The 23,049-nt window shown below is 67.2% G+C and carries 22 protein-coding genes; 16 read left to right on the top strand and 6 right to left on the bottom strand.

Annotated features, from left to right (window positions below):
* Nucleotides 1-14: 14 nt before the first annotated feature.
* Both CCS01_RS15445 and mprF read right to left on the bottom strand, forming a co-directional pair.
* On the bottom strand, nucleotides 15-1,415 hold the full coding sequence (locus tag CCS01_RS15445) for a virulence factor family protein (protein ID WP_204848297.1): 1,401 nt from the start codon (nucleotides 1,413-1,415) through the stop codon (nucleotides 15-17).
* Nucleotides 1,416-1,417: 2 nt separating this feature from the next.
* On the bottom strand, nucleotides 1,418-4,066 hold the full coding sequence (mprF, locus tag CCS01_RS15440; protein WP_104519689.1) for a bifunctional lysylphosphatidylglycerol flippase/synthetase MprF: 2,649 nt from the start codon (nucleotides 4,064-4,066) through the stop codon (nucleotides 1,418-1,420).
* A 331-nt stretch (nucleotides 4,067-4,397) separates the two neighbouring features.
* Here mprF and CCS01_RS15435 point away from each other — a divergent pair, with 331 nt between their 5' ends.
* Nucleotides 4,398-4,922: an invasion associated locus B family protein gene (locus CCS01_RS15435; protein ID WP_239992179.1), complete on the top strand. Its 525-nt coding sequence runs from the start codon at nucleotides 4,398-4,400 to the stop codon at nucleotides 4,920-4,922.
* 283 nt (nucleotides 4,923-5,205) lie between these two features.
* Here CCS01_RS15435 and CCS01_RS15430 read toward each other — a convergent pair whose 3' ends face one another.
* Complete coding sequence (locus CCS01_RS15430; protein ID WP_239992178.1) at nucleotides 5,206-6,006, bottom strand: carotenoid 1,2-hydratase; 801 nt, start codon at nucleotides 6,004-6,006, stop codon at nucleotides 5,206-5,208.
* Between the two features lie 92 nt (nucleotides 6,007-6,098).
* Nucleotides 6,099-7,586 carry a 1-hydroxycarotenoid 3,4-desaturase CrtD gene (gene crtD, locus CCS01_RS15425; RefSeq protein WP_104519687.1) on the bottom strand — a complete coding sequence of 496 codons (1,488 nt, stop codon included), beginning with the start codon at nucleotides 7,584-7,586 and terminating at the stop codon, nucleotides 6,099-6,101.
* A 97-nt stretch (nucleotides 7,587-7,683) separates the two neighbouring features.
* On the opposite strand from crtD, the gene CCS01_RS15420 reads away from it, so the two are divergent.
* The 15 genes from CCS01_RS15420 to CCS01_RS35245 all read left to right on the top strand — a co-directional run bounded on the left by CCS01_RS15420 (nucleotide 7,684) and on the right by CCS01_RS35245 (nucleotide 21,575).
* Entirely contained in the window at nucleotides 7,684-8,553 is an 870-nt protein-coding gene (locus CCS01_RS15420; RefSeq protein WP_104519686.1) for a polyprenyl synthetase family protein, read from the top strand.
* A 1-nt stretch (nucleotide 8,554) separates the two neighbouring features.
* Nucleotides 8,555-9,727, top strand: coding sequence for a methyltransferase (locus tag CCS01_RS15415; RefSeq protein ID WP_204848296.1), 1,173 nt, complete (start codon nucleotides 8,555-8,557; stop codon nucleotides 9,725-9,727).
* A 299-nt stretch (nucleotides 9,728-10,026) separates the two neighbouring features.
* Nucleotides 10,027-10,182, top strand: coding sequence for a light-harvesting antenna LH1, beta subunit (gene pufB / locus CCS01_RS15410; protein WP_104519685.1), 156 nt, complete (start codon nucleotides 10,027-10,029; stop codon nucleotides 10,180-10,182).
* A gap of 14 nt (nucleotides 10,183-10,196) precedes the next feature.
* Nucleotides 10,197-10,388: a light-harvesting protein gene (locus tag CCS01_RS15405; RefSeq protein ID WP_104519684.1), complete on the top strand. Its 192-nt coding sequence runs from the start codon at nucleotides 10,197-10,199 to the stop codon at nucleotides 10,386-10,388.
* Nucleotides 10,389-10,502: 114 nt separating this feature from the next.
* Nucleotides 10,503-11,909, top strand: coding sequence for a PucC family protein (locus CCS01_RS15400; RefSeq protein WP_104519683.1), 1,407 nt, complete (start codon nucleotides 10,503-10,505; stop codon nucleotides 11,907-11,909).
* Between the two features lie 135 nt (nucleotides 11,910-12,044).
* The gene (bchC, locus tag CCS01_RS15395) at nucleotides 12,045-12,965 is read left to right on the top strand and encodes a chlorophyll synthesis pathway protein BchC (RefSeq protein WP_456307604.1); all 921 of its coding nucleotides are present in this window, start codon (nucleotides 12,045-12,047) and stop codon (nucleotides 12,963-12,965) included.
* Complete coding sequence (locus tag CCS01_RS15390; protein ID WP_104519681.1) at nucleotides 12,962-13,954, top strand: chlorophyllide a reductase iron protein subunit X; 993 nt, start codon at nucleotides 12,962-12,964, stop codon at nucleotides 13,952-13,954. Before bchC ends, CCS01_RS15390 begins: the two co-directional genes overlap by 4 nt.
* A 1-nt stretch (nucleotide 13,955) precedes the next feature.
* A complete protein-coding gene (bchY, locus tag CCS01_RS15385) occupies nucleotides 13,956-15,455 on the top strand; it encodes a chlorophyllide a reductase subunit Y (protein WP_104519680.1) in 1,500 nt (499 codons plus the stop codon).
* A 4-nt stretch (nucleotides 15,456-15,459) separates the two neighbouring features.
* A complete protein-coding gene (bchZ, locus tag CCS01_RS15380; RefSeq protein ID WP_104519679.1) occupies nucleotides 15,460-16,908 on the top strand; it encodes a chlorophyllide a reductase subunit Z in 1,449 nt (482 codons plus the stop codon).
* A 138-nt stretch (nucleotides 16,909-17,046) separates the two neighbouring features.
* Entirely contained in the window at nucleotides 17,047-17,274 is a 228-nt protein-coding gene (gene pufB / locus CCS01_RS15375) for a light-harvesting antenna LH1, beta subunit (protein ID WP_204848295.1), read from the top strand.
* A 22-nt stretch (nucleotides 17,275-17,296) separates the two neighbouring features.
* Entirely contained in the window at nucleotides 17,297-17,473 is a 177-nt protein-coding gene (gene pufA, locus CCS01_RS15370) for a light-harvesting antenna LH1, alpha subunit (protein ID WP_456307603.1), read from the top strand.
* 105 nt (nucleotides 17,474-17,578) lie between these two features.
* Complete coding sequence (gene pufL, locus CCS01_RS15365; RefSeq protein WP_104519676.1) at nucleotides 17,579-18,406, top strand: photosynthetic reaction center subunit L; 828 nt, start codon at nucleotides 17,579-17,581, stop codon at nucleotides 18,404-18,406.
* A 21-nt stretch (nucleotides 18,407-18,427) separates the two neighbouring features.
* Complete coding sequence (gene pufM, locus CCS01_RS15360; protein ID WP_104519675.1) at nucleotides 18,428-19,408, top strand: photosynthetic reaction center subunit M; 981 nt, start codon at nucleotides 18,428-18,430, stop codon at nucleotides 19,406-19,408.
* The gene (gene pufC, locus CCS01_RS15355) at nucleotides 19,405-20,439 is read left to right on the top strand and encodes a photosynthetic reaction center cytochrome PufC (protein WP_104519674.1); all 1,035 of its coding nucleotides are present in this window, start codon (nucleotides 19,405-19,407) and stop codon (nucleotides 20,437-20,439) included. The genes pufM and pufC overlap by 4 nt, the downstream gene beginning before the upstream one ends.
* A gap of 167 nt (nucleotides 20,440-20,606) precedes the next feature.
* Nucleotides 20,607-21,575: a c-type cytochrome gene (locus CCS01_RS35245; protein WP_239992177.1), complete on the top strand. Its 969-nt coding sequence runs from the start codon at nucleotides 20,607-20,609 to the stop codon at nucleotides 21,573-21,575.
* Nucleotides 21,576-22,215: 640 nt separating this feature from the next.
* Here CCS01_RS35245 and CCS01_RS15345 read toward each other — a convergent pair.
* Nucleotides 22,216-22,614 carry a hypothetical protein gene (locus CCS01_RS15345; RefSeq protein ID WP_104519673.1) on the bottom strand — a complete coding sequence of 133 codons (399 nt, stop codon included), beginning with the start codon at nucleotides 22,612-22,614 and terminating at the stop codon, nucleotides 22,216-22,218.
* Between the two features lie 12 nt (nucleotides 22,615-22,626).
* On the bottom strand, nucleotides 22,627-22,962 hold the full coding sequence (locus tag CCS01_RS15340; protein ID WP_104519672.1) for a hypothetical protein: 336 nt from the start codon (nucleotides 22,960-22,962) through the stop codon (nucleotides 22,627-22,629).
* Nucleotides 22,963-23,049 lie beyond the last annotated feature (87 nt).

The following is a 23,049-nucleotide window of genomic DNA, read 5'->3' as shown; positions in this document are numbered from 1 at the left end:
ACATCACCCGCCCCCTACCCAATGCGCGCGCGCCAGGCCGCCAGGATGCGCCGGGTCAGGCGCTCATAGTCGCCCTCGAAGTGATGACCGCCGGGCAGCCGCTCCACATCCGCCGCGGTGCCTGCCAGCGCCGGGCAGGCGGTACCCTCGTCATCGTCCGCGCCATAGATGCACTGCACCCGCCCCGCCGGCATCCGCGCCAGCTCGGGCGGTATCGGCAGGGCGTTGGCGCTCGGCGGGGCGCCGAGCCAGCCGACCACCCGGATCTCGAAATCGGCGCCTTTGGACAAGGCAATCAAAGAGACCAGGTCGATATGCGTCTTCAGATCCGTAGGCAGACGGGCGTATGCGAACGGCAGCACATCGGCGCCAAAGGAGTAGCCGATCAGCGCCACATGCCGGGTATGCCAGCGGGCGATGTAGGCCCGCAGGATCCGCGCGAGGTCGTCGGCCGTGCGCTGCGGCGTCCGCTCCGACCAGAAGTAGCGCAGGCTGTCCAGCCCGATGGTCGAGACACCGTCCTGGCGAAGCGTCTCGGCGATGCTCTTGTCGATGTCGCGCCATCCCCCGTCGCCGGACAGCACGACCGCAAGCCTGTCGCCCGGCGTGGCGGCGGGCAGTTCGACCAGCGGCAGGTCGGCCACGCTGTCGCCGGTGTCGGCAGCCGCCAGGTGCGGCAGGACGAGCGCAAGCAGATGATCGGCCTCGCTGCCGCCCGCCGGCAGCGGGTGGATCTCGGCGGTGACGCCGGCTTTGCGCCGCTCCGCCACCTCGGCCGCGGCGGCGGCAGGCCAGCCGGGAGTCGCGCCGATGTCCCAGAAGCCGTTCAGTTGCGTCGCATCGTTGCCGCAGGGCAGGGCGGTGACGGCGGGACTCGCCACGGGGTCCACCGCCAGCGCGCCGGCAATGGAAACCGCCGGCGCCAGCGCCAGCACCCGCTCGGCCAGCGCGCCGCCGGCGCCAACGCCGGCCATGATCGGCGTGAAATAATGCTCGGTGCCGAGCGCCCGCTGGATCTGGTGGGCGATCGTCTCCGCATCGCCATCCATCAGGTTGCAGGAATCCGGCGTGGTGTCGATGTGGGAGAGGTAATAGCCGGTGTCGACGCCGGCGACGAACGCGCCGCGCTCCGCCAGGCGGGTCGCCGCCTGCTGGTCTTCGGTGGTCCAGCCATTGCCTTTCGAGAACAGGACGACGAAGCCGCGCATCCCGCCAATCGGCGGGACCACGTGCAACGTCCCGTAGCGCGAGGGCGGGACGACGAAGCTGGGCGGCGCTGGGGCGCGTGCCGGCGTCATCCGGCCAAGAAACAGTTTGGCGGCGGGCACACCCAGCAGGATGGCACCCGCGGCAACGACAACCACGGCGCGGCGGATCGCGGCCGTGCGGCCATGGGCTGCAGCGGACACAGGCATACTTACGACTCCCCGGCGCTGCACAGCCGCGCGACGTCGGCCAGCGAAAGCAGCGGCCCGAGCGGGCCCGAGGCTGCCAGATAGCGCGGCTCCCACACCGGGCCGAACTTGCTCTTGAAGCTGCGCAGCCCGGAGAAGTTGTAAACCCGTCCGCCATAGCGCCACAGCAGCACTGAAACCTGGTGCCACGAGGACGCAAGCGGTGTCGCCGCCACTCCCGCCAGCGGCGCCATGCCGAGGCTGAAGCTGGCGTATCCGGCCTCCTTCAGGTGCAGCGCCAGGCGGGTGAACAGGAAGTCCATGGTATAGGCGGAAGCGCTTTCGATATGCCGCATGACGCCGAGCGTCGCCTCGCTGACTACATCCGTGGTCATGAAGCTGACGAACGCCACCGGCACGCCGTGCTGGCGCACCAGCATGACGGATTGCGGCGCCAGCCAGGCCGGCTCGAACGCGGCCACCGAGAACGCTTTCTCACGCGCATGGCGGTGCTGCAGCCAGGCATCCGAGATGCCGCGAAGCAGCGGCAGCACCATGGGGATGTCGTCGGGGCCGATGATCTCGGCGGTCAGGCCCTCGCGGGCGCCGCGCTTGAGCGCATAGCGCAGATGCGTGCGCTTCGATCCGTCGAGGCCGAAATCGTGCAGGTCGATGCGTGCCTCCTCGCCCAGCTTGATCAGCCGCAGCCCGGCTTCAAGATAAAGCGGCAGGCTGTCCGGACGGACCTGGTAGAACGCGGCGCGGCCGTCATGGGCGTGGGCGAGGCGCACCAGTTCGGCGATCAGGCCCGGCCAGGCCTCGCGCGGGCCGACCGGATCGTACAGCGCGACCCAGGACCGCCCGCGCTTGGCATACATCAGGAAGGCGCGGCGGTCGGGCGAGAACAGGAAGCTCTTGTCGCCCATCATGGCGAGCATCGCGTCGCTGCGTTCCTGCGCGCGAATGATGCGCGCGGCGTCGGCGAGGTCTGCATTGGAGGGCGGCGCCACCCGTCCCGTCGCCGGCCGCAGCATCTGCCAAAGCCCGATCACGGCCGCGATCAGCCCCGCGGCGAAGGTGGCCCGCAGCGCCCGCGGCGCCTTCTCGTCGAAGGCGAACTGCCAGAACAGGTCGTTGCTGTAGGGCACCGTGCGGAACGCGAACAGGAACACCCAGCCGGCGAACAGCACCACGGCGGCGATGGCGGCCAACCAGCCGGGCGAGAATTCCAGGTCGAACAGCGAGGCCGGGCGGTTGAAGCTCGGCCGCGTCGCCAGCAGCAGCAGCAGCAGGGTGCTCAGCACGCCGACTTCGAAGAAGGCAAGCCCCTTGGCCAGGGCCAGCACCAGGCTTGCCAGGGTCAGCACCACCGCCAGCCACCAGGCCCCGTCCAGCCGGCGCGAGAGGCCGCGCGCGGCGAACAGCATGAACACGCCAAGCACGCTGCCCAGCAGGTTGGCACTCTCCAGCACCCACAGCGGGATGGCGCGCTGGAGCAGGTCCAGGCGGTGGGCAAACGCCGGGGTCGCGCCCGACAGCACAAGCATCACGCCGACGCCGAAGGTGACGATGGTGACGAACACCGGCCCGAGCAGCAACGGCGTCAGGCGGACCAAATGCGGCGCGGCGCGGCGGCCCACTGCTTCCAGCCGCGGCAGCACGCCATGCGCCTCGAAGGCGGCGAGCAGGGCGGCGGCGACCACGACCGGCGCGGCGAAATAGATCGCGCGGTAGGCCAGCAGCGCCGCCACCGCTTGGTTCGGCGGCACGGCCGAACCCAGGATGAACAGCAGCGATGCCTCGAACACGCCCAGGCCGCCCGGGGTGTGGCCGATGACGCCCAGCAGCAGCGCGGCGCAGTAGACGGCAAGATAGGTGCCGAACGCCACGCCGCCGGCCGGCAGCAGCGCCCACAGCGCCAGGCCCGCGCCCAGCACGTCCACCGCGATGAAGCCGATCTGGCCGAGCAGGAAGGCGCGCCCGGGCAGGTCGAGCCGCAGCGACCGCCAGTGCAGCGACCGCCAGTGGGGCAACCGCCAGTGCAGCGTCCGGCCGTTCCGGCCGCACAGCACCACGGCGGCCAGCGTCGCCGCGACGCCGGCGGCGCCGACGACCTGCAGGGCACGCTCCGGCAGGCCAGACAGCGCGGCCATCGGCGCGGCGGCGAGCAGCGTGCCGAGGCCGCCGAAGCCGACCAGCGCCAGGCCGAAGGTGGCGGCGACCAGCACGCTGACGCGAGTGACCGCGGCGACGCCGACTCCATCGGCGCCATACACGCGGTAGCGGACCGCGCCGCCGGTCAGCGCGCCGAAGCCGGCGGCATTGCCGAGCGCGGCGCTGGCGATGCCGCCGACGAGCAGCGTCGCCGGCCGCACCCGGGCGCCGAGCTGGCGCAGCGCCAGCCAGTCCCGGCCGACGATCCCCACGTAGCTCAGAGCGGTTGCCAGCAGCGCCAGGCCAATCGCATGGGTGGGGAGATGGGTGAGCGAGCGGATCACCGCATGGTAATCGAGCGCTGCTGTCGCCCGCTCCAGCAGCAGCAGCAGGGCGATGCAGACGCCGATGCCGATGAGTGGCAGCACGAAGGGGCGCAGCCGGGGCCCGATGATCCGGTGCTTCGCCGCAGCGGCATCGCAGGATGCTGCGGATGCCGGCAATTGGAGGTCGTCCATGACGCTTCGCTTTCCCCTGCCGTACGCGTGGCCTATCGGGCCGCGCCGGCGCATGAGTCCTGTCTTACGGTGAGTCCTGCCTGGGTGTTGCGCCGCAGCAATGGACAGGTCGGGAAGCGGCGGGTGGCATTATGAGTGTGCTCCCAGTTGGTTCAAAGTCATTTCTGCGGAAGCTGGACAGCTTGTCATGCTTCGTCCAGATCGTTGAAACGTTGCATAAAATTTTGCCGGGATTATGGCAGGCGCCGGCATCCGGCGCTTGCTCGTGGCGTTTCGGGACGGTATCTGTTGCCCTATGCCAGCCAATCATGTCCTGCGGGCGATCCCATGCGTGATCGCCGTCGTCCTCGCCGTTCCGGCCGTCGCCGGCCAGAAGACCATGGTCCGGCCCACCGCCCACGAAGCCGCCGCCCACCCGGCCGGCGGTCCGAAGGCGATCGGCACATTCGGAAGCTGGACCGCCGCCACCGAGCATGAGTCCGGGCAGACCGTCTGCTATGCCTTCACCCGGGCGGTGCATTCCAGGCCGGCGCTGCCGGGCCGCGGCCAGGTGGTCCTGACCGTGGCCGAGCGGCCGACGGCACGCGACGAGGTGGCGATCAGCGCCGGCTTCACCTACCACGCCAATGCCGAGGTGCGCGTGCTGGCCGGCGAGAGGCCGGTCGCCTTCTACGTCGCGGGCCGCGACGCGTTCGCCCGCGACGGCGCAGCCGCCGTCGCCGACATGGAAAAAGCCGGCGAACTCGTCGCCCATTCTCCGGCGCCGAAAGGCAGGGAGACGGTGGTGGACACCTTCAGCCTGGGCGGCTTCGACAATGCCTACAAGGCGATCAGCGAAGCCTGTCCGCGGACCTGAGGGCTGCGCGGCCGCAGGTCGAGCGGCCAGGCCCGTTGCCCTTTCGTCGTGGTCGGGCGTGTCCCCTTGTGGGTCAGGGTAAGCAAACTGGCGGAGCAGGGGCTTCTTCCCATCGTCATGGCCGGGCGGGTCCCGGCCATCTGCGCTTCGACGGTTGGGGGTGGATGGCCGGGACACGCCCGGCCATGACGGAGAGAGAACGGTCGCGGCGCCAGATCCTCACGCTACCTCCTGCACGCTACCCCCTGCTCACCACCCCCCTTGCTCACAACCCGCCTGCACGCTACCCCCGCCGCGGCATCCGGCAGGTCAGCATCGCCTGCACCATCGGCATGGTGAACCGGTTCATGTCCAGGCTCTCGTGCATCATGGTCACGGGCTGGCACAGGATCTCGCCGCCAAGGATCGAGCGCGCATAGAACGGCGTGTCCTCCAGCGTCTCGATCACCGACGGCGACCCAAGCCCGATCCGCCGCCGCACCCGCCAGCCGGTCTTCGGCAGCTCCATCGACTGCGGCGGTTCGAAATCCTCCACCCCGCCGGAGGCCTTGTAGCGCAGCGCCAGCGTCATCGGGCCGTCCCGCCGCTCCAGGTCGTACAGCACCGCCGTCCCGTCCGGCAGCGGCGCGCGGCCCCAGTCCCACAGGACGAAGTCGTCCTCCAGCGGCCGCTCGCCCCAGTTGGTGTCGAAATAGGCCGGCCCGGACCAGGAAATCCCCGGCTGCTCCAGCTTCACCTCCACCCGCGAGCACGGGCCGATGGGACGCCACCGGTGCCGGCCGGCGGAGTCGAGCGTCTGCACGCGGGTTTCCACCGCCGACGGGTATAGCCGCACCGTGCCGCGCACCCGCCGGGGGATCGGCATGCCGATTTCCGCGATCTGCACCGTCAGCGCATTGCCGTCCCAGTGCAGGCTGCTCGGGCCGATGGCCAGGTGGTCCGCGCCGCGCTGCACCGCCCCGGCGCCGCGCTCGGTCATGGTCCAGCGCTTCTCCCGGCCGTACAGCGCGACGTTCAGCGCGCTGTGCCGCACCGGATCTGCCAGCCCGCCGCGCCGCGCCCAGGCGTAGTACGGCGAGAACACGCTGCCCAGGAAGGCGATCAGCGTGATGCCGTACGTGCCGTCGTCGCTCAGCGCATCGACATACCACCAGATGTAGCCGCCCGGCGGCGGCGTCAGCGTGAAGTCAGGTCCTGCAGCAGGCTGTCGGCCGCCTGCCGCCCAGACAGCGTCGCCATCGGCACGCCCGGCCCCGGGTGGACGCTGCCCCCCGCCAGGTACAGCCCCTTCAGCGCGCTCCGCGCCCCCGGACGGCGGAACGCCGCCAGCGAGCCGTGCAGCGCGTGGCCGAACAGCGCTCCCCCCGTCGCCGGGAACAGCTTCTCGAAGTCCGCCGGCGTCGCGATCTCCTGCGCCGAGCCCCGGTCGATCTTCAGGCCGCACTGTTCCAGCTGCCCGAACGTTATCTTCGCGCATTCGTCGATCTCCGCTGCGGTATAGGGGTGGGTGTCGCCGTTGGCGGGGGCGTTGACCTGGACCAGCAGGCGCTCGGGCGCGTCGCCCGGGTCCTGGCCGGGCAGGCCGCGGTCCTGGCCGCAGACATAGATGGTGGGCTTGTGCGGCAGGCGGCCGCCCTGGAAGATGTCGGTGAACTCCGACTCCGGCTGGGTAGCGAAAAAGACGTTGTGCCGGGTCAGGTCGAAGCCGCTGGTCTTCGCGTGCAAGGCCCAGGTGACGCCCGACATCGAGCGGTGCTGCGGCTTCGAGTAGGGCACCGCCTTTGCCACCGCCTTGCCGAACAGGCCGGCCGCCAGGGCGCGGAAGTCGGCAGCGCAGATCACCGCGTCCGACTCGATCCGCTCGCCGTTCGCCAGCGTCACGCCGGCGGCGCGGCCGTCCTTCACCAGGATTTCCGCCACCGGCGCATTGGTGCGGATGGTGACGCCCTTCTCCTCGGCGAGCTTCGCCATTGCCCGGGCGATGCTGATGATGCCGCCCTCGGGCAGGTACACCCCCTGCTGCTCGACGTTGATGATCAGCATCAGCGTGGCCGGCGACAGGTACGGCGACGAGCCGGTGTAGGTCGCGTAGCGCCCGAACAGCTGCAGCAGCCGCGGGTCGCGGAAGTGCTTCTGCAGCGCCTTCCACAGCGTGGTGAACGGCGACGCCGCCAGCATCTCGCGCGGGTCGAATCCGGTCGCGAGGTGAATGGCGCTGGGACGCGGGCCCTTGATGAACGGCGCCTCCAGGATGCGGTAGGCGCGGCGGGCGCGGACGCAGAGGTCGCGGAAGCCCTGCGCCTCCTGCTTGCCGGCGAACGCCTCGATCGCCGCGGCGGACTTCTCGTTGTCGGCGTACAGGTCGAGCACGCCGCCGGTGGTCCAGGCGTGCCGCACCAGGACGTCGGTGCGGTGCAGCGTCAGGTAGTCGGGCAGCGAGGCGCCGGCGTCCTGGAACAGCTGCTCGAACACCCAGCGCAGGGTCACCACAGTCGGGCCGGCGTCGACGCCGACGTTGCCGCCGGGGCGCAGCTGGCGGATCTTGCCGCCGCAATAGGGGCCGGCTTCCAGCAGGGTCACGTTCGCACCGCGCCTGGCCAGGTCAATGGAGGCAGCGAGGCCGCCGGCCCCGCCGCCGATAATCGTCACACGCGGTGTTCGCACAGGTGGGTGTCCTAATTTCGATGTTGACTTGGCTGTCAATATGATCTGACAGTGGGGGTTGACAACCGGGGTTTACACACAAGGGGGTTCCCACTTCATGGATGCCATAAGCCGGATCGAGCGAACCCTGTCAGCCTCGCTTGAGCGTGTGAATACCAAAGGTGGCCCCCCGTTGTTAGCCGCCGCGATGCACCATGCGGTGTTTCCGCGCGGCGCCCGCATCCGCCCCCGTCTATGCCTGGCCGTCGCCGCGGCCTGCGGGGGCGACGATCCCGCCGCGGCCGACGGAGCCGCGGCGGCGATCGAGCTGATGCACTGCGCCTCGCTGGTGCACGACGACATGCCCTGCTTCGACAACGCAGACCTGCGCCGCGGGCGCCCCACGGTGCACCGCGCCTATGGCGAGCCGCTGGCGGTGCTGGCCGGCGACGCGCTGATCGTGCTGTCGTTCCAGACCGTGGTCTGGAACTGCGCCGCGTCGCCAACGCGCCTCGGGCCGCTGGTTGACATCCTGGCCAAGTCCACCGGCATGCCGTCCGGCATCTGCGCCGGGCAGGCCTGGGAATGCGAGCCGACCAAGGATCTGGGGCAGTACCAGCGCGAGAAGACCGGCGCGCTGTTCGCCGCCGCCACCGAAGCCGGCGCCGCCTCGGCGGGCGTGGAAGCCGAGCCTTGGCGCGAACTGGGCATGCGTCTGGGCGAGGCCTACCAGGTTGCCGACGACATCGCCGACGTGTTCGCCGGCCAGGCTGACATCGGCAAGAACATCGGCCAGGACGCCGCGAACGGCCGGCCGAACGCCGCGCTGGCGATGGGCATCCAGGGCGCGATGCGCCACCTGGAAACCCTGGCCGAGGCCGCCGCGGCGTCGATCCCGGCGTGCCCGGGCCAGGCCCAGTTGCAGGCGCTGACGCTCAGCGAAGCGCGCCGCCTGCTGCCAAAAGACCTCTCTCTGACGGCGGCATGACATGTCCGGCGCCGATAGCCTTGCGATGGTACCGTTCCGGTCCGGCCTCACTTTGACCGAACGCTGGCAACGCCTGCGCGATCGGCTGTTGGCCAACGCCAGTTTCCAGGACTGGGCGGTGCGCTTCCCGCTGACCCGGCCGATCGCCAAGCGGCGGGCCAAGGCGCTGTTCGACCTGAGCGCGGGGTTCGTCTACAGCCAGGTGCTGGGCGCCTGCGTCAAGCTCCGGCTGTTCGATATTTTGTCGGAGGGGCCGAAATCGCTCGACCACCTGGCCGAGCGGGTGTCGCTGTCACGCGATGCCGCGGCCAGACTGCTGGATGCGGCCGTGGCGTTGCGCTTGGTGGAGCGCCGGCGCAACGGCCAGTTCGGGCTGGGGGCTCTGGGCGCCGCCACGCTAGGGGCGCCCGGAGTCGTCGCGATGGTGGAGCATCACGCCATGCTCTACGCCGATTTGCGCGACCCCGTGGCGCTGCTGCGCGGCGAGCAGCCGGAGACGTCCATCGGGAATCTCTGGCCCTATGCCGCCGGCGAGCACGAGCCCGGAGGCGCGCGCGGCCGATCGCTGAAGGCCGACGACGTCGCCGATTACAGCACGCTGATGTCGTCGTCGCAGCCGCAGGTTTCGGCCGACATCCTGGCCGCCTACCGGTTTGACAAGCACCGATGCCTGCTGGACCTGGGCGGCGGCGACGGGACGTTCCTGCGCGCGGTGGCCAAGGCCGCGCCGAACCTGAAGCTGAAGCTGCTGGACCTGCCGGCGGTGGCCGAACGGGCGCGCGCCCGATTCGCCGCCGCCGGGCTGGGCGACCGCGCGGACGCCTACGGCGGTGATTTCCGCGCCGGGCCGCTGCCCGAGGGCGCCGACATCATCTCGCTGGTGCGGGTCATCCATGACCACGACGACGACGTGGCGCTGGACATCCTGCGCACCGCCTGCAAGGCGCTGCCGCCCGGCGGGACCCTGCTGCTGGCCGAACCGATGGCGGGCACCGCCGGGGCCGAGACGATCGGGGCCTATTTCGATTTCTACCTGCTCGCGATGGGCAGCGGCCGGCCTCGGACGGTCGAGGAACTGACGGCGATGCTGCGCCAGGCGGGGTTCGACGGCGTGCGACTGGTGCCCACCCGGCGAACGATGCTGGTGCGAATCCTGGTGGCAACACGCTCGTGACGACAAAGTCGTTCATTACCTGGATTTCACCTATTGACAACGAGGGGCCTCGCTGTCACCAATTATTGACGATCGCTGGTGTCAACCAAAGCTGACACACAGGAGGTGGACGGAAGATTATGCACCTGAATAACCGCGTTCGCCCGGACAGGCCAAGGCAACTTGGCGAATCTGGTCGTCAAGAAGGTTGGGTGCATGAAACGGGTGGTCAGTTTTGATGCGGACCGGCTTGACTGCCTCGATACCCCACGTGCGGGTCAGCACGGACTGCAACAGGTCCACGAAGGAGGTTTACAGAGATGAGTGACGATCCCAACAAGGTATGGCCGACCGGCCTCACGATCGCCGAGTCTGAAGAGCTGCACAAGCACGTCATCGACGGCACCCGCGTTTTCGGGCTGATCGCCGTTGTCGCGCACCTGCTCGCTTTCGTTTATTCGCCCTGGCTGCACTAAGAGGGTAGTGAATCATGAACCAAGGTAGACTCTGGACCGTTGTGAAGCCGAGCGTCGGCCTGCCGCTGTTCCTCGGCGCGGTTGCCGTTACGTCGGTGGTCATCCACCTCGCCCTGCTGACGCACACCACCTGGCTGCCGGCCTACTACAACGGCAAGGCCAAGACGGCGATGCTCCCGACCGTGGAACTCGTCCTTCCGGCGTAATCGCTTTTCAAGCGGTTCGTGTTTCGATGACGGTACGGGGTCGGGATTTCGTGTCCCGGCCCCGTTCTGTTTTGATGGTTAGTCAACGGCATTGCAGCTGGAACTGATCAAGTAATGAACATTGTCAGTCGTGCATTGATGCGTACCTGGGCGAGGCTGGGTCCGCGGTTTCTGCCTTTTGCCGATGCGGCGACTCCGGAATTACCCCTGTCCCGCCTGTTGCGCCTGTCGCTGTTCCAGGTTTCCGTCGGCATGGCGCTGGTGCTGCTGATCGGCACCCTGAACCGGGTGATGATCGTCGAGCTCGGCGTGCCGGTGTCGCTGGTGGCGATCATGATCTCGCTGCCGCTGGTGTTCGCGCCGTTTCGCGCGCTGATTGGCTATAAATCCGACATTCATACCTCCGCCCTGGGCTGGCGGCGCGTGCCGTTCATCTGGAAGGGCACGATGGTCCAGTTCGGCGGCCTGGCGATCATGCCGTTCGCCCTGCTGGTGCTGTCCGGCGGCGGCAACGCCCATCAATGGCCGGCGTGGATCGGCGACGCCGGCGCCGCGGTGGCGTTCCTGCTGGTGGGCGCCGGGCTGCACACCTGCCAAACCGTCGGCCTGGCGCTCGCCACCGACCTCGCGCCCGCCGAGTCGCAGCCCAAGGTTGTGGGGCTGATGTATGTCATGCTGCTGTTCGGCATGATCGCCAGCGCCCTGATCTTCGGCGCGCTGCTGGTGCACTTCACACCGGCCAGGCTGATCCAGGTGATCCAGGGCTGTGCGCTCGCCACGATGATTCTGAACGTGGTGGCGCTGTGGAAGCAGGAAAGCCGCCACAGCCGCAAGACCGAGACAGCCCGCAAGCAGCCGACCTTCCGCCAGGCCTGGGCGACCTTCACCGAGGACGCCGACGCGATTCGCCGCCTGGTGGCGGTGGGCCTGGGCACGATGGCCTTCAGCATGGAGGACGTGCTGCTGGAGCCGTACGGCGGCCAGGTGCTGCACCTCGCGGTCAGCCAGACCACACGGCTGACGGCGACGCTGGCCATTGGCGGCCTGTTCGGCTTCGGCCTGGCGTCGCGCGTGCTGGGGCGCGGCTATGACGCCTTCCGCATGGCGACGTGGGGCGCGCTGGTGGGGCTGCCGGCCTTCGCCGCGGTGATCTTCGCGGCGCCGACGCAGTCGATCCTGCTGTTCGGTGGCGGCACCGCGCTGATCGGCTTCGGCGCCGGCCTGTTCGGCCACGGCACGCTGACCGCGACCATGCGGTCGGCCACGGACGACCAGACCGGCCTGGCGCTGGGCGCGTGGGGCGCGGTGCAGGCTACCGCGGCCGGCATCGCCGTGGCGCTGGGCGGCATCATCCGCGACTTGGTCCACGCCGTGCTGCCGTGGATCCCGCCCGAACAGGGGCTGGGATACGTCACCGTGTATTCGCTTGAGTTCGTGCTGCTGGTGGCGACGCTGGTGTCGATGATCCCGCTGCTGCGCCGGGTTCGCGCCAAGGCGGCGGCAACGCTGGTTCATTCGTGAAATCTTAAGATGACACTGCCCTGCGATGTGTAAATCACGGTTGACAAAGATGACGGTCTATTTAGGTTTACACGCGGTTCGCGGGGGATACGGTCTGACAGGCCGTCAGGGGGTTACGGTATGGAAGCGTTAGCCGTGGTACTGAACAGCCCCGAGGACCTTGCGGTCCGTACCGTGGCTCTGACCGCGCCCGGCGACGCTGACGTTGTGGTCGACATCGACTGGAGCGGCATCAGCACCGGCACCGAGCGCCTGCTGTTCCAGGGCCGCATGCCGCCATTCCCTGGCCTGGGCTACCCGCTGGTTCCCGGCTACGAGTCGGTCGGCCGCATCGCCGCCGCCGGCCCGGCCAACCAGCACCGCATCGGCGAAACCGTCTTCGTTCCCGGCGCCACCTGCTATGGCGAGATCCGCGGCCTGTTCGGCGGCGCCTCGTCCCGCGTGGTGATGCCGGCGGCGCGGGCGGTACCGATCGATCCCGCCCTGGCCGAGAAGGGCGTGCTGATCGCCCTGGCGGCCACCGCGCAGCATGCCATCGTCGGCCCCGTCCTGCCCGACCTGATCGTCGGCCATGGCGTCGTCGGCCGGTTGCTGGCACGGCTTGTGATCGCCGCGGGCGGCCCGGCGCCAACGGTGTGGGAAACCAACCCGCAGCGTCAGGACGGCGCCACCGGTTACCAGGTGCTGCACCCCGATGCCGATACGCGGCGGGATTACCGCTGTATCTGCGACGCCAGCGGCGACTCGAACATTCTCGATACGCTGGTGATGCGCCTTGCCTTCGGCGGCGAGATCGTCCTGGCCGGCTTCTATGCCGACCGGGTTTCCTTCGCTTTTCCCATGGCCTTCATCAAGGAGGCCAGATTTCGCATCGCGGCCCAGTGGCAGCCGGCAGACCTGGAAACCGTGCGGCAGCGGATTGCCGACGGCACTCTTTCTCTTGACGGATTGATCACCCATCGCATGACACCTTCGCAGGCGGATCAGGCCTACCGGACCGCATTCGGCGATTCGACTTGCCTGAAAATGATTCTCGACTGGAGGACGCATTCATGAACGCACCATTTGATACAGCCGCCGCCCAGCTCCGCGCCGAAGCCGCCATGGAACCGGAGGCCCCCGCGACCGGTCCGGTGAAGAAAGAAACGCAGATCATCGCCATCTACGGCAAGGGCGGCATCGGCAAGAGCTTCACGCTCTCGAACCTGTCCTACATGATGGCGCAGCAGGGCAGGCGCGTGCTGCTGATCGGGTGCGATCCCAAGAGCGACACCACGTCGCTTCTGTTCGGCGGGCGCAGCTGCCCGACCATTATCGAGACATCCTCCAAGAAGAAGCTCGCCGGCGAGGCGGTGAAAATCGGCGACGTCTGCTTCAAGCGCGACGGCGTGTTCGCGATGGAGCTGGGCGGGCCGGAAGTCGGCCGCGGCTGCGGCGGGCGCGGCATCATCCACGGCTTCGAGCTGCTGGAGAAGCTGGGCTTCCACGAGTGGGGCTTCGACTACGTGCTGCTGGACTTCCTGGGCGACGTGGTGTGCGGCGGCTTCGGCCTGCCGATCGCCCGCGACATGTGCCAGAAGGTGATCGTCGTCGGCTCGAACGATTTGCAGTCGCTATATGTGGCGAACAACGTCTGCTCGGCGGTCGATTACTTCCGTAAGTTGGGCGGCAATGTCGGCGTCGCCGGCATGGTGATCAACAAGGACGACGGCACGGGCGAGGCACAGGCCTTCGCCGCGAAAGCCAGCATTCCGGTGCTGTCGGCGATCCCGGCCGACGACGACATCCGGCGCAAGAGCGCGAACTACGAAATCATCGGCAAGCCCGGCGGGCGCTGGGCCTCGGTGTTCGAGCAACTGGCCGAACAGGTTGTCATTGCGCCGCCGGTGCGGCCGACGCCGCTGTCTCAGGACGCGCTGCTGGGCCTGTTCTCGGGCGATACGGTCGGCCGCGATGTGGTTCTCGATCCGGCGACGATGGAGGACATGTGCGCCTCCACGGTGCTCGAAAAGCCGTCGCTCGAAGTGATTTACGAAGGCTCGTAGCATGGACGGGTCGGTCATTCCTCCCCAGAGCGGATCAGGCTGCCACGGCGGCCGGGAGACGATGCTGGAAGCGGCGCGGGCAGCGGGCAAGAGCGAACAGCTCGACCAGTTGCTCAAGGATTATCCGCGCGGGCCGCATGACCAGCCGCAATCGATGTGCCCGGCCTTCGGGTCGCTGCGCGTCGGGCTGCGGATGCGGCGGACGGCGACGATCCTGTCGGGTTCGGCGTGCTGCGTTTACGGCCTGACCTTTACGTCGCACTTCTACGGCGCGAAACGGACGGTCGGCTATGTGCCGTTCAATTCCGAAACGCTGGTGCGCGGGCAGTTGTACGAGGACATCCGCAACGCGGTGTATGAGACGGCGAAGCCGGAGAACTACGACGCCGTGGTGGTGATCAACCTGTGCGTTCCGACGGCGTCGGGCGTGCCGCTGGATCGCCTGCCGAAAGTCATCGACGGTGTGCGGATCATCGGCATCGACGTGCCGGGCTTTGGCGTGCCGACGCATGCCGAGGCGAAGGACGTGCTGTCTGGCGCGATGCTGCGCTATGCCCGCCTCGAAGCTGAGGCCGGTCCGGTGCAGCGGCCGAACAACAAGGCCGAACTGCCGACAGTAACGATGATCGGTGAACTGTTCCCGGCCGATCCGGTCGGCGTCGGCGCGCTGCTGGCGCCGATGGGACTGGCGGTTGGACCGCAGGTGCCGTCACGCGAGTGGCGTGACCTGTACGGCGCGCTGGACTGTGCCGTGACGGCGGCGATTCATCCTTTCTACACCGCATCGGTGCGGGAGATGCAGGCCGCGGGCCGACCGATTGTCGGGTCCGCGCCGGTGGGCGTCGACGGCACCGAGGCCTGGCTGTCGGCCATCGGCAAGGCGGCGAATGTATCCGCCGACAAGATCGACGCGGCGAAGGCGAAGTTCCTGCCGGCGATCCGCGCCGTCATCGAGGCCAATCCGATCAACGCGCGCATTACGGTGTCCGGCTACGAAGGCTCGGAACTGCTGGTCGCGCGGCTGCTGATGGAAGCGGGCGCCGAAGTGCCGTATGTCGGCACCGCCTGCCCGCGCACGGACTGGAGCGCGGCGGACCGCGACTGGCTCGAGTCGCGCGGGGTACACGTGCAGTACCGCGCGTCGCTGGAGCAGGATGTCGCGGCGATGCGGGAAGTGAAGCCGGACCTGGCGCTGGGCACCACGCCGCTGGTGCAGAAGGCGAAGTCGCAGGGCATCCCGGCGCTTTACTTCACCAACATGGTTTCGGCGCGTCCGCTGTTCGGCCCGGCCGGTGCCGGGTCGATGGCGGCGATCGTCGCGGCCCAGACCAAGGGACGCGAGCGGTTCAGCCGCATGGTCAGTTTCTTCGAGGGCGTGGGCACGCCCGACACGGCCGGTTACGGCTGGAAGGACGTGCCGAAGGATCCTCCGGGATTCAAGGAACGCTATCGGAAGGTCCGCGAGGCGAAAGCCAAGGCGGCCCAGGCTGTGGGGAACTGACGCCATGCTGGTACTGGACCATGACCGGGCTGGCGGATACTGGGGCGCCGTCTATGCCTTCACCGCGGTGCGCGGCCTGCGCGTCATCATCGACGGGCCGGTCGGCTGCGAGAATTTACCAGTAACGGCGGTACTGCATTACACAGATGCATTGCCGCCGCATGAATTGCCGGTCGTCGTTACTGGCCTGTCCGAGGAAGAGCTGTCGCGCAACGGCACCGAAGCTTCCATGAGCCGCGCCGCCGCGACCCAGGACCCGGACCTGCCGGCGGTCGTCGTTACCGGCAGTATCGCAGAAATGATCGGCGGCGGTGTGACGCCGGAAGGATCGAACGTTCTCCGGTTCATTCCGCGCACGATCGACGAGGACCAGTGGCAGTCGGCCGACCGCGCCATCTACTGGCTGTGGACCGAATTCGGGGCGAAGCGGGTGAAGCCGAAGCCCCGCGCGCCGCGGCCGGAAGGCAAGAAGCCGCGGGTCAACATCATCGGGCCGATCTACGGCACGTTCAACATGCCGTCGGACCTGGCGGAGATCCGCCGCCTGGTGGAAGGCGTCGGCTGCGAAATCAACATGGTGTTCCCGCTTGGGGCGCATGTCGACGACATCCAGCGGCTGCCGGACGCGGACGTGAACATCTGCCTGTATCGCGAATTCGGCCGCAAGCTGTGCGAGGAGCTGGATCGCCCGTATCTGCAGGCGCCGATCGGCCTGTTCGCGACGACGAATTTCCTGCGTAAGCTGGGCGAACTGGTCGGTATTGACCCGGAACCGTTCATCGAGCGGGAGAAGCACACCACCATCAAGCCGCTGTGGGACCTGTGGCGCAGCGTGACGCAGGACTTTTTCGCGTCGGCATCGTTTGCCGTGGTGGCGACGGACACCTATGCGCGTGGCCTGCGCAACTTCCTGGAGGGGGAGATGGGCATCCCGTGCGCGTTCTCGTTCTCTCGTTGCGCTGGCGTGAAGCCGGACAACGCAGCCGTGCGTGAGGCCGTCCGGACCAAGACGCCGCTGGTGATGTTTGGGTCATATAACGAGAGAATGTATGTGGCAGAAGCCGGGAATCGGAGTATGTATATTCCGTCATCTTTCCCGGGTGCTATAATACGCCGCGCCACCGGGACGCCCTTCATGGGATACGCTGGAGCAACATACATAGTACAAGAATACTGCAATGCCTTGTTCGACGCTTTGTTCAACATCCTGCCGCTTGGCAGCGACCTGGACAAGGTTCAGCCCACGCCGGCGAAGCTGTCTGCGAGCTGTCCGTGGGACGAGGATGCGCAGCAAGTATTCGACGAATACCTGGAGACGGAACCGTTCCTGGTCCGGATCTCCGCCGCCAAGCGCTTGCGCGACCGCATTGAGCGGAGCGTGCACCAGGCCGGCGAAGACCGCGTTACTTTGGATCGGGTCGTGCAGGCCCTTGCTGAAAGGCAGCCGGCATGATCTTACCGGTTCTTCCTCACAACGAGATTCCGCCGGCTCGCCGGCCGGGATGGGCACCGTGGCCCGCCTTCCACGGCAATCCCAGTCGCGCGGGATGGGCGCGACAAGAGCCGCAAGGCTGTTTCGGAGAGTAACCTTATGGCTATGACCCCTGGAGGACCCTCAATTACAGGGCTGACGGAGGCGGAGGCGAAGGAGTTCCACGGGATCTTCATCACCAGCTTCATCGTCTTCACTGTGATCGCCATTGTCGCCCACCTGCTGGCCTGGCAGTGGCGTCCCTGGCTGCCGGCTGTGACTGGCTACGGCACCGCGATGAACGACGCCGTGTCGTTCATCCACGCAACCATCTCGCAGCTGGCCTAAGGAGGAAGCGATCATGTGGAGAATGTGGCTGCTGTTCGACCCGCGGCGCATCCTTGTCGCTCTGGGCGTTTTCCTGTTCGTCCTGGCGCTGTTGATTCACTTCATCCTGCTCAGCACCGACCGGTTCAACTGGCTGGATGGTCCGCATCGCGGCGCTGTCGCGGCGCAGATGGCTCCTCTGCCAGCGCCCGTGAAGTAACTCTGCCTCAACGGGGTAGCGGGCGAGGCCGTGGTTAGGCCTCGTCCGTTATTCCTCTCTGTCCTTGCGTATGACGGCCTGAGAGGTCGTCGGGAGAACCTGGCGATGGCGATGCTCAGTTTTGAACCCAAATACCGGACTCGCGGAGGGACCCTGATCGGCGGCGACCTGTTCGATTTCTGGGTGGGGCCGCTGTGGGTCGGGTTCTTCGGAGTAACAGCGGCGTTTTTCGCTATTCTTGGCACGCTTTTGATTGTCTGGGCCGCGGCGCTCGGTCCGACCTGGAACATCTGGCGTATCAACATAGCGCCACCCGACATCAGTTATGGTCTTGCTTTCGCGCCGCTGCGTGAAGGTGGCCTGTGGCAGTTGATCACGGTGTGCGCCTGTGGCGCATTCGTTTCGTGGGCACTGCGCCAGGTCGAGATTGCCCGCAAGCTGGGCATGGGGCTGCACATTCCCTTTGCGTTCAGCTTTGCCATTCTTGCGTACTTTACGCTCGTGGTGTTCCGCCCGCTGCTGATGGGGGCGTGGGGCTATGGCTTCCCGTACGGCATCCTGAGTCACCTCGACTGGGTGTCGAACACCGGCTACCAGTACCTGCACTTCCACTACAATCCCGCGCATATGATCGCGATCAGCTTCTTCTTCACCAACGCCCTGGCGCTGGCGCTGCATGGCTCGCTGATCCTGTCCGCGGCGAACCCGCCGAAGGGTGAGGTCGTGAAAGGCGCCGAACAGGAAAACGGCTACTTCCGCGACGTGATCGGTTACTCGATCGGAACGCTGGGCATCCACCGGCTGGGCGTGTTCCTGGCAGTCTCGGCCGCGTTCTGGAGCGCAGTTTGTATCATCATCAGCGGACCGTTTTGGACCCGCGGCTGGCCGGAGTGGTGGAGCTGGTGGCTCAACCTTCCGATGTGGTCGCACTGATCCGGAAACGGGGAGGGTATCATGCCAGAGTTTCAGAATGTATTCACCCGGGTCCAGGTCAAAGGCCCGGTCCATATGGGGGTTCCGCTGCCACGCGGCAGCTGGGCCCGGACGGGAAAGCCATTCCACCTCTACCTGCTGGGTCTGATCGGCGACGCTCAGATCGGGCCGATCTACCTGGGCTTTTCCGGCGTTGCGTCGATCATCTTCGGGTTCATCGCGATCGAGATCATCGGCTTCAACATGCTCGCCTCGGTCGACTGGAGCGTGCCGGAGTTCTTCCGCCAGTTCTTCTGGCTGGCGCTTGAGCCGCCGGCGCCGAAGTACGGCCTGGGCCTTGCGCCGCTCGCCGAAGGTGGCTGGTGGGGTATGGCCGGCTTCTTCCTGACGGCGTCCATCCTGCTGTGGTGGGTGCGGATGTATCGCCGGGCCCGTGCGCTGGGTCTGGGCACGCACACCGCCTGGGCGTTCGCGTCGGCTATCTTCCTGTACCTGTCGCTGGGCTTCATCCGCCCGATCCTGATGGGCTGCTGGTGCGAAGCCCCGCCGTTCGGCATCTTCCCGCACCTGGACTGGACCGCCGCGTTCTCGCTGCGCTACGGCAACCTGTTCTACAACCCGTTCCACATGCTCTCGATCGCGTTCCTGTATGGGTCCGCGGTGCTGTTCGCGATGCATGGCGGCACGGTTCTCGCGACCACCCGCTTCGGCGGTGAGCGTGAGGTCGAGCAGATCACCGACCGCGGCACGGCCGGCGAGCGCGCCATGCTGTTCTGGCGCTGGACGATGGGCTTCAACGCGACCTTTGAATCCATCCATCGCTGGGGCTGGTGGTTCGCGGTTCTGGTGACGCTGACTGGCGGCATCGGCATCCTTCTGACCGGCACGGTTGTCGACAACTGGTTCCTGTGGGGCGTCAAGCACGGCATCGCCGCGCCATGGCCCAACGTCTTCCCGCACGTCGTCGACCCCGCCCTGCTTGCTACGGGAGTTGGCAAATGAACACTGGTGTTCAAGCGGCCCTTGCCGCAGCCGCGGTCGCGGCGGTCGCCGTGGCCGGCGTAGTGTTCGGCACATTCGAACGTCCGCCGATCGAGACCGTCCAGCGCGGCGCCCGCGGCCTGGCCATGAGCGAGCTCTACAACCCTCGCTTCCTGGCCGAGACCCGCGCGGAGAACGTCGTCCCCGCTTCGCTGCCGCGGCTGCCGGACGTCGGGCTGAAGGCCGGCGAAGTCTACCATAACGTGCAGGTCCTGAAGGACGTGAGCGTCGGCAACTTCACCCGGCTGATGGCGTCGATGACTACCTGGGTGGCGCCCCAGCAAGGCTGCGGCTACTGCCATAATACCAACAACATGGCCTCCGACGCGAAATACACCAAGGTGGTGGCGCGCCGGATGATCCAGATGGTGCAGCACATCAACCAGGACTGGAAGGTCCACGTGATGGCGAACGCCCCGACCGGGGTGGTCTGCTACACCTGCCACCGGGGCAACCCGGTGCCGAAGAACATCTGGTTCAACAATCCGGGTCCGCTGCAGGCAGGGGGTTATGCCGAGGCGGAGATCGGCAAGAACCATCCGGCGCCGTTCGCGAACAACTCGTCGCTGCCGCTGGATCCGTTCACGCCGTTCCTGGAGCACGCCGAGAACATCCGCGTCCAGGCCACGCAGGCTCTGCCCGGTACCGACAATTCGTCGATCAAGCAGACCTACTGGACCTATGCGCTGATGGCCAGCTTCACCCAGGCCCTTGGGGTGAACTGCACCTACTGCCACGATAGCCGGTTGTGGGAGAGCTGGGACATGGCGCCTCCGCAACGCGTGACCGCCTGGTATGGCATTCGCATGGTGCGGGACCTGAACAACAACTTCCTCGACCCGCTGAAGACGACGTTCCCGGACTACCGGCGTGGGCCTCTGGGCGACTCGCCGAAGGTCTGGTGCGCCACCTGCCACAACGGCGTCTACAAGCCGTTGTTCGGGAAAAGCATGGTGACGACCTTCCCCGAACTGACCAAGGTGTCACAGTAGGGCGGTACTTCGGGTAATATTTAGCTTGGGAGCCCTTGACCCGGGGCTCCCGACAGGGTTCAGAAGGCTTCAGGATGGGAAACCGTTCTGAAGCCTTTCTGGTAGGTGGACGGTAGGGTTTGGTGTAGGCAGGGTCTGTGGTGGACCAAGGATTGGAGCTGAGCTGAATGGACTCGATGGAGATCAACAAGGGCATAGCGGCGGTACTGGTCGCCGGGATCGCCTTCTTTTTATTTGGATCGATAGGCGCCAATTTGGTCCGCGAAACCGTTCCGGAAAAAAGCGCGATCGAAATCGCGACCGAGCAGCCGAAGCCCGCCGCCCAGAAGGCGCCGGAGGGGCCGGCGGCGATCGAGCCGTTCCTGGCCAAGGCCGACGTCGCGGCCGGCGAGGCGTATGCGAAGAAGACCTGCGGCATCTGCCACAGCTTCAACGAGGGCGGCAAGGCGATCATCGGTCCCAACCTGTACAACGTCGTGGGCGGGCCCCACGCTCATATGCAGGGCTTCGACTACTCCAACGCGATCAAGAGCAAGAAGGGGCCCTGGACCTTCGATGCGCTGAACGAGTGGCTGTACAAGCCCAGCGCCTATGCCCCCGGCACGCGCATGGGCTTCGCCGGCATCAAGGACAACCAGACGCGCGCCGATGTGATCGACTACCTGCGCAGCCTGTCGCCGAAGCCGCTGCCGCTGCCGGTCGCGACCGCGGTGCCGGCGCCAGCGGCCGGTGGGACGGCTGCCGCCAGTGGCGCGCCGGCCGGCGAGCCGTCGATCGCCGAGCGGCTGGCCAAGGCCGATCCGGCCAAGGGTGAGGCGGACACCAAGAAGCTGGGCTGCATCGCCTGCCACACCTTCAACGACGGCGGCAAGGCCGGCATCGGGCCGAACCTGTATGGTGTCGTCGGCGCCCCGCACGGGCACATGGAGGGCTTCAACTACTCCAGCGCGATCAAGAGCAAGCAGGGGCCGTGGACCTTCGAGGAGCTGGACCAGTGGCTGACCAAGCCGTCGGCCTATGCGCCCGGCACGCGCATGACCTTCATGGGCGTGAAGAACCCGCAGGAGCGGGCGGACATCATCGACTACCTGCGCACGCTGGCGGCCAAGCCGGAGCCGCTGCCGGCTGCGAAGTAACGCACCACCACGGGCGGCTGGCCTCGGGCCGGTCGCCTTCGGTTTGGGCTGCCAGGTGACAACGCCGCAACGGCGGATCGGGGCGACTCGGTCCGCCGTTTGCTTATCCGGCCGGGATCGTCGGTTGCTGGCCTTCGCGTCGTCCCGTGCCCCCCGGCCAGTGACGACGTCACCCTGCCGCGCCGCCATGGGAAGCCGGAGCGAAGCGCGGGCAGGGTGAGCCGCGTCAATCGGCCGCAACCCGGACAGCATCGGCAGCGTGGCCACCGCAACGAGGTTGAAACAGCAACAGGCGAGGCACCGGCCGCTTGGACGTGTGATCAACCAGGCATCCAGCGAGGTGCCATCCTGGCGAGCACGATCACGCCGTTTGATGGGCCGAAGATCATGGAAGTTGATTTGCTTCCCGCCTGTTGCAGGGAGCGCGGGAAGCGGCTGTCGTGCGGTGTGGTTGAGTGGATGCGGGCTTATGGCGTTTCAACCTCTATTCAGGAACGCAACCATTGGGATTGACGATCAGCGGCTGACGAGGCGGTAGCCGTCTGCGAAGTTGGCAATGATGCCGGCGGCGGCGATGGCGTGGCAGGTTCGGCGTCGACCGCCTCCGGAAAATGCCTGCGCCGATGGTAAGTTTCCCGTGCTACAAGCCCCGTATCTGCATCACAGCCCTGCGCCGGCGAACCAAATTCGTTGCCAGATCCACAATCTCCGCCTGCAAGTGTGCCGGCGCCACGGCTATGACTCCCTGATCCGCCCGGTCGATGTCAGGAAACCAGGCGCCGGTGCGCGGCAGCTTGGCGAGAAGGTCGAGGCGCAGGATGAACGGCCTGGACTGGTTCAGCGCCTGCGCTTCATCGGCATCGAAGAACCGCGCGCCCGCCGGCAGCGGCGTGCCTTGTGGCCATGGCTGCGAGGTGGTGTACGCCACCATCGCGTCCTGCGCCGTGACGCCCAGCACATAGCCGATATGAAGAAGCCCCGGCTGGCGGGGCTTCTCGCGCGTGGGAAACAGGACCCGCACGAAGGCGCCGGGCGGCATGGTGCGGCCGCCTCAGTCGCTGTCGGGGATGGACCACAGTTCCGTCAGCAGGTTCCGGCGCCTGGCGAAGGCTTCATCAGATTCGTCATGCCCCCGCACAATATCCTCCGGGGCCACATGGTTCGACGTGCCAGGGGCTGCACGCATGGTGATGACCCGCGCCGCCTCGTCGCGGCGTACGAGATCGCGGATCAGCGTCGTTTCCACAAGATTGGTCAAAGTTCGATTCTCGGCCTCGGCAATCGTTTGAAGCTGCTGGACCCGGTCAGGGTCGAGGCGAAGCGTGATCGCGATTTTGCCGGCACTGCCGGCTCGCCGGGTGGACTTCTGGATGCTTGTCCGCGTCATGGCTTCAATCTGATGCTGTCTGGTTAGATGTAATGCTATCTGCAAGCAAATGCAAGCATCACCAGCCGTCGCTCACATCACCAGACC

Source organism: Rhodopila globiformis (assembly GCF_002937115.1).
Classification (GTDB): domain Bacteria; phylum Pseudomonadota; class Alphaproteobacteria; order Acetobacterales; family Acetobacteraceae; genus Rhodopila; species Rhodopila globiformis.
The sequence above is the reverse complement of the archived record's forward strand: the minus strand, read 5'-3'. Positions and strand labels throughout refer to the sequence as shown.

Bases quoted from the DNA above. Each gene is read 5' to 3' on its own strand.
- CCS01_RS15445 (WP_204848297.1), bottom strand. From the start codon at position 1,415: ATGCCTGTGTCCGCTGCAGCCCATGGCCGCACGGCCGCGATCCGCCGC.
- mprF (WP_104519689.1), bottom strand. From the start codon at position 4,066: ATGGACGACCTCCAATTGCCGGCATCCGCAGCATCCTGCGATGCCGCT.
- CCS01_RS15420 (WP_104519686.1), top strand. From the start codon at position 7,684: ATGGATGCCATAAGCCGGATCGAGCGAACCCTGTCAGCCTCGCTTGAG.
- CCS01_RS15415 (WP_204848296.1), top strand. From the start codon at position 8,555: ATGTCCGGCGCCGATAGCCTTGCGATGGTACCGTTCCGGTCCGGCCTC.
- pufB (WP_104519685.1), top strand. From the start codon at position 10,027: ATGAGTGACGATCCCAACAAGGTATGGCCGACCGGCCTCACGATCGCC.
- CCS01_RS15405 (WP_104519684.1), top strand. From the start codon at position 10,197: ATGAACCAAGGTAGACTCTGGACCGTTGTGAAGCCGAGCGTCGGCCTG.
- CCS01_RS15400 (WP_104519683.1), top strand. From the start codon at position 10,503: ATGAACATTGTCAGTCGTGCATTGATGCGTACCTGGGCGAGGCTGGGT.
- CCS01_RS15390 (WP_104519681.1), top strand. From the start codon at position 12,962: ATGAACGCACCATTTGATACAGCCGCCGCCCAGCTCCGCGCCGAAGCC.
- bchY (WP_104519680.1), top strand. From the start codon at position 13,956: ATGGACGGGTCGGTCATTCCTCCCCAGAGCGGATCAGGCTGCCACGGC.
- bchZ (WP_104519679.1), top strand. From the start codon at position 15,460: ATGCTGGTACTGGACCATGACCGGGCTGGCGGATACTGGGGCGCCGTC.
- pufB (WP_204848295.1), top strand. From the start codon at position 17,047: ATGGCTATGACCCCTGGAGGACCCTCAATTACAGGGCTGACGGAGGCG.
- pufA (WP_456307603.1), top strand. From the start codon at position 17,297: ATGTGGCTGCTGTTCGACCCGCGGCGCATCCTTGTCGCTCTGGGCGTT.
- pufL (WP_104519676.1), top strand. From the start codon at position 17,579: ATGGCGATGCTCAGTTTTGAACCCAAATACCGGACTCGCGGAGGGACC.
- pufM (WP_104519675.1), top strand. From the start codon at position 18,428: ATGCCAGAGTTTCAGAATGTATTCACCCGGGTCCAGGTCAAAGGCCCG.
- pufC (WP_104519674.1), top strand. From the start codon at position 19,405: ATGAACACTGGTGTTCAAGCGGCCCTTGCCGCAGCCGCGGTCGCGGCG.
- CCS01_RS35245 (WP_239992177.1), top strand. From the start codon at position 20,607: ATGGACTCGATGGAGATCAACAAGGGCATAGCGGCGGTACTGGTCGCC.
- CCS01_RS15345 (WP_104519673.1), bottom strand. From the start codon at position 22,614: ATGCCGCCCGGCGCCTTCGTGCGGGTCCTGTTTCCCACGCGCGAGAAG.
- CCS01_RS15340 (WP_104519672.1), bottom strand. From the start codon at position 22,962: ATGACGCGGACAAGCATCCAGAAGTCCACCCGGCGAGCCGGCAGTGCC.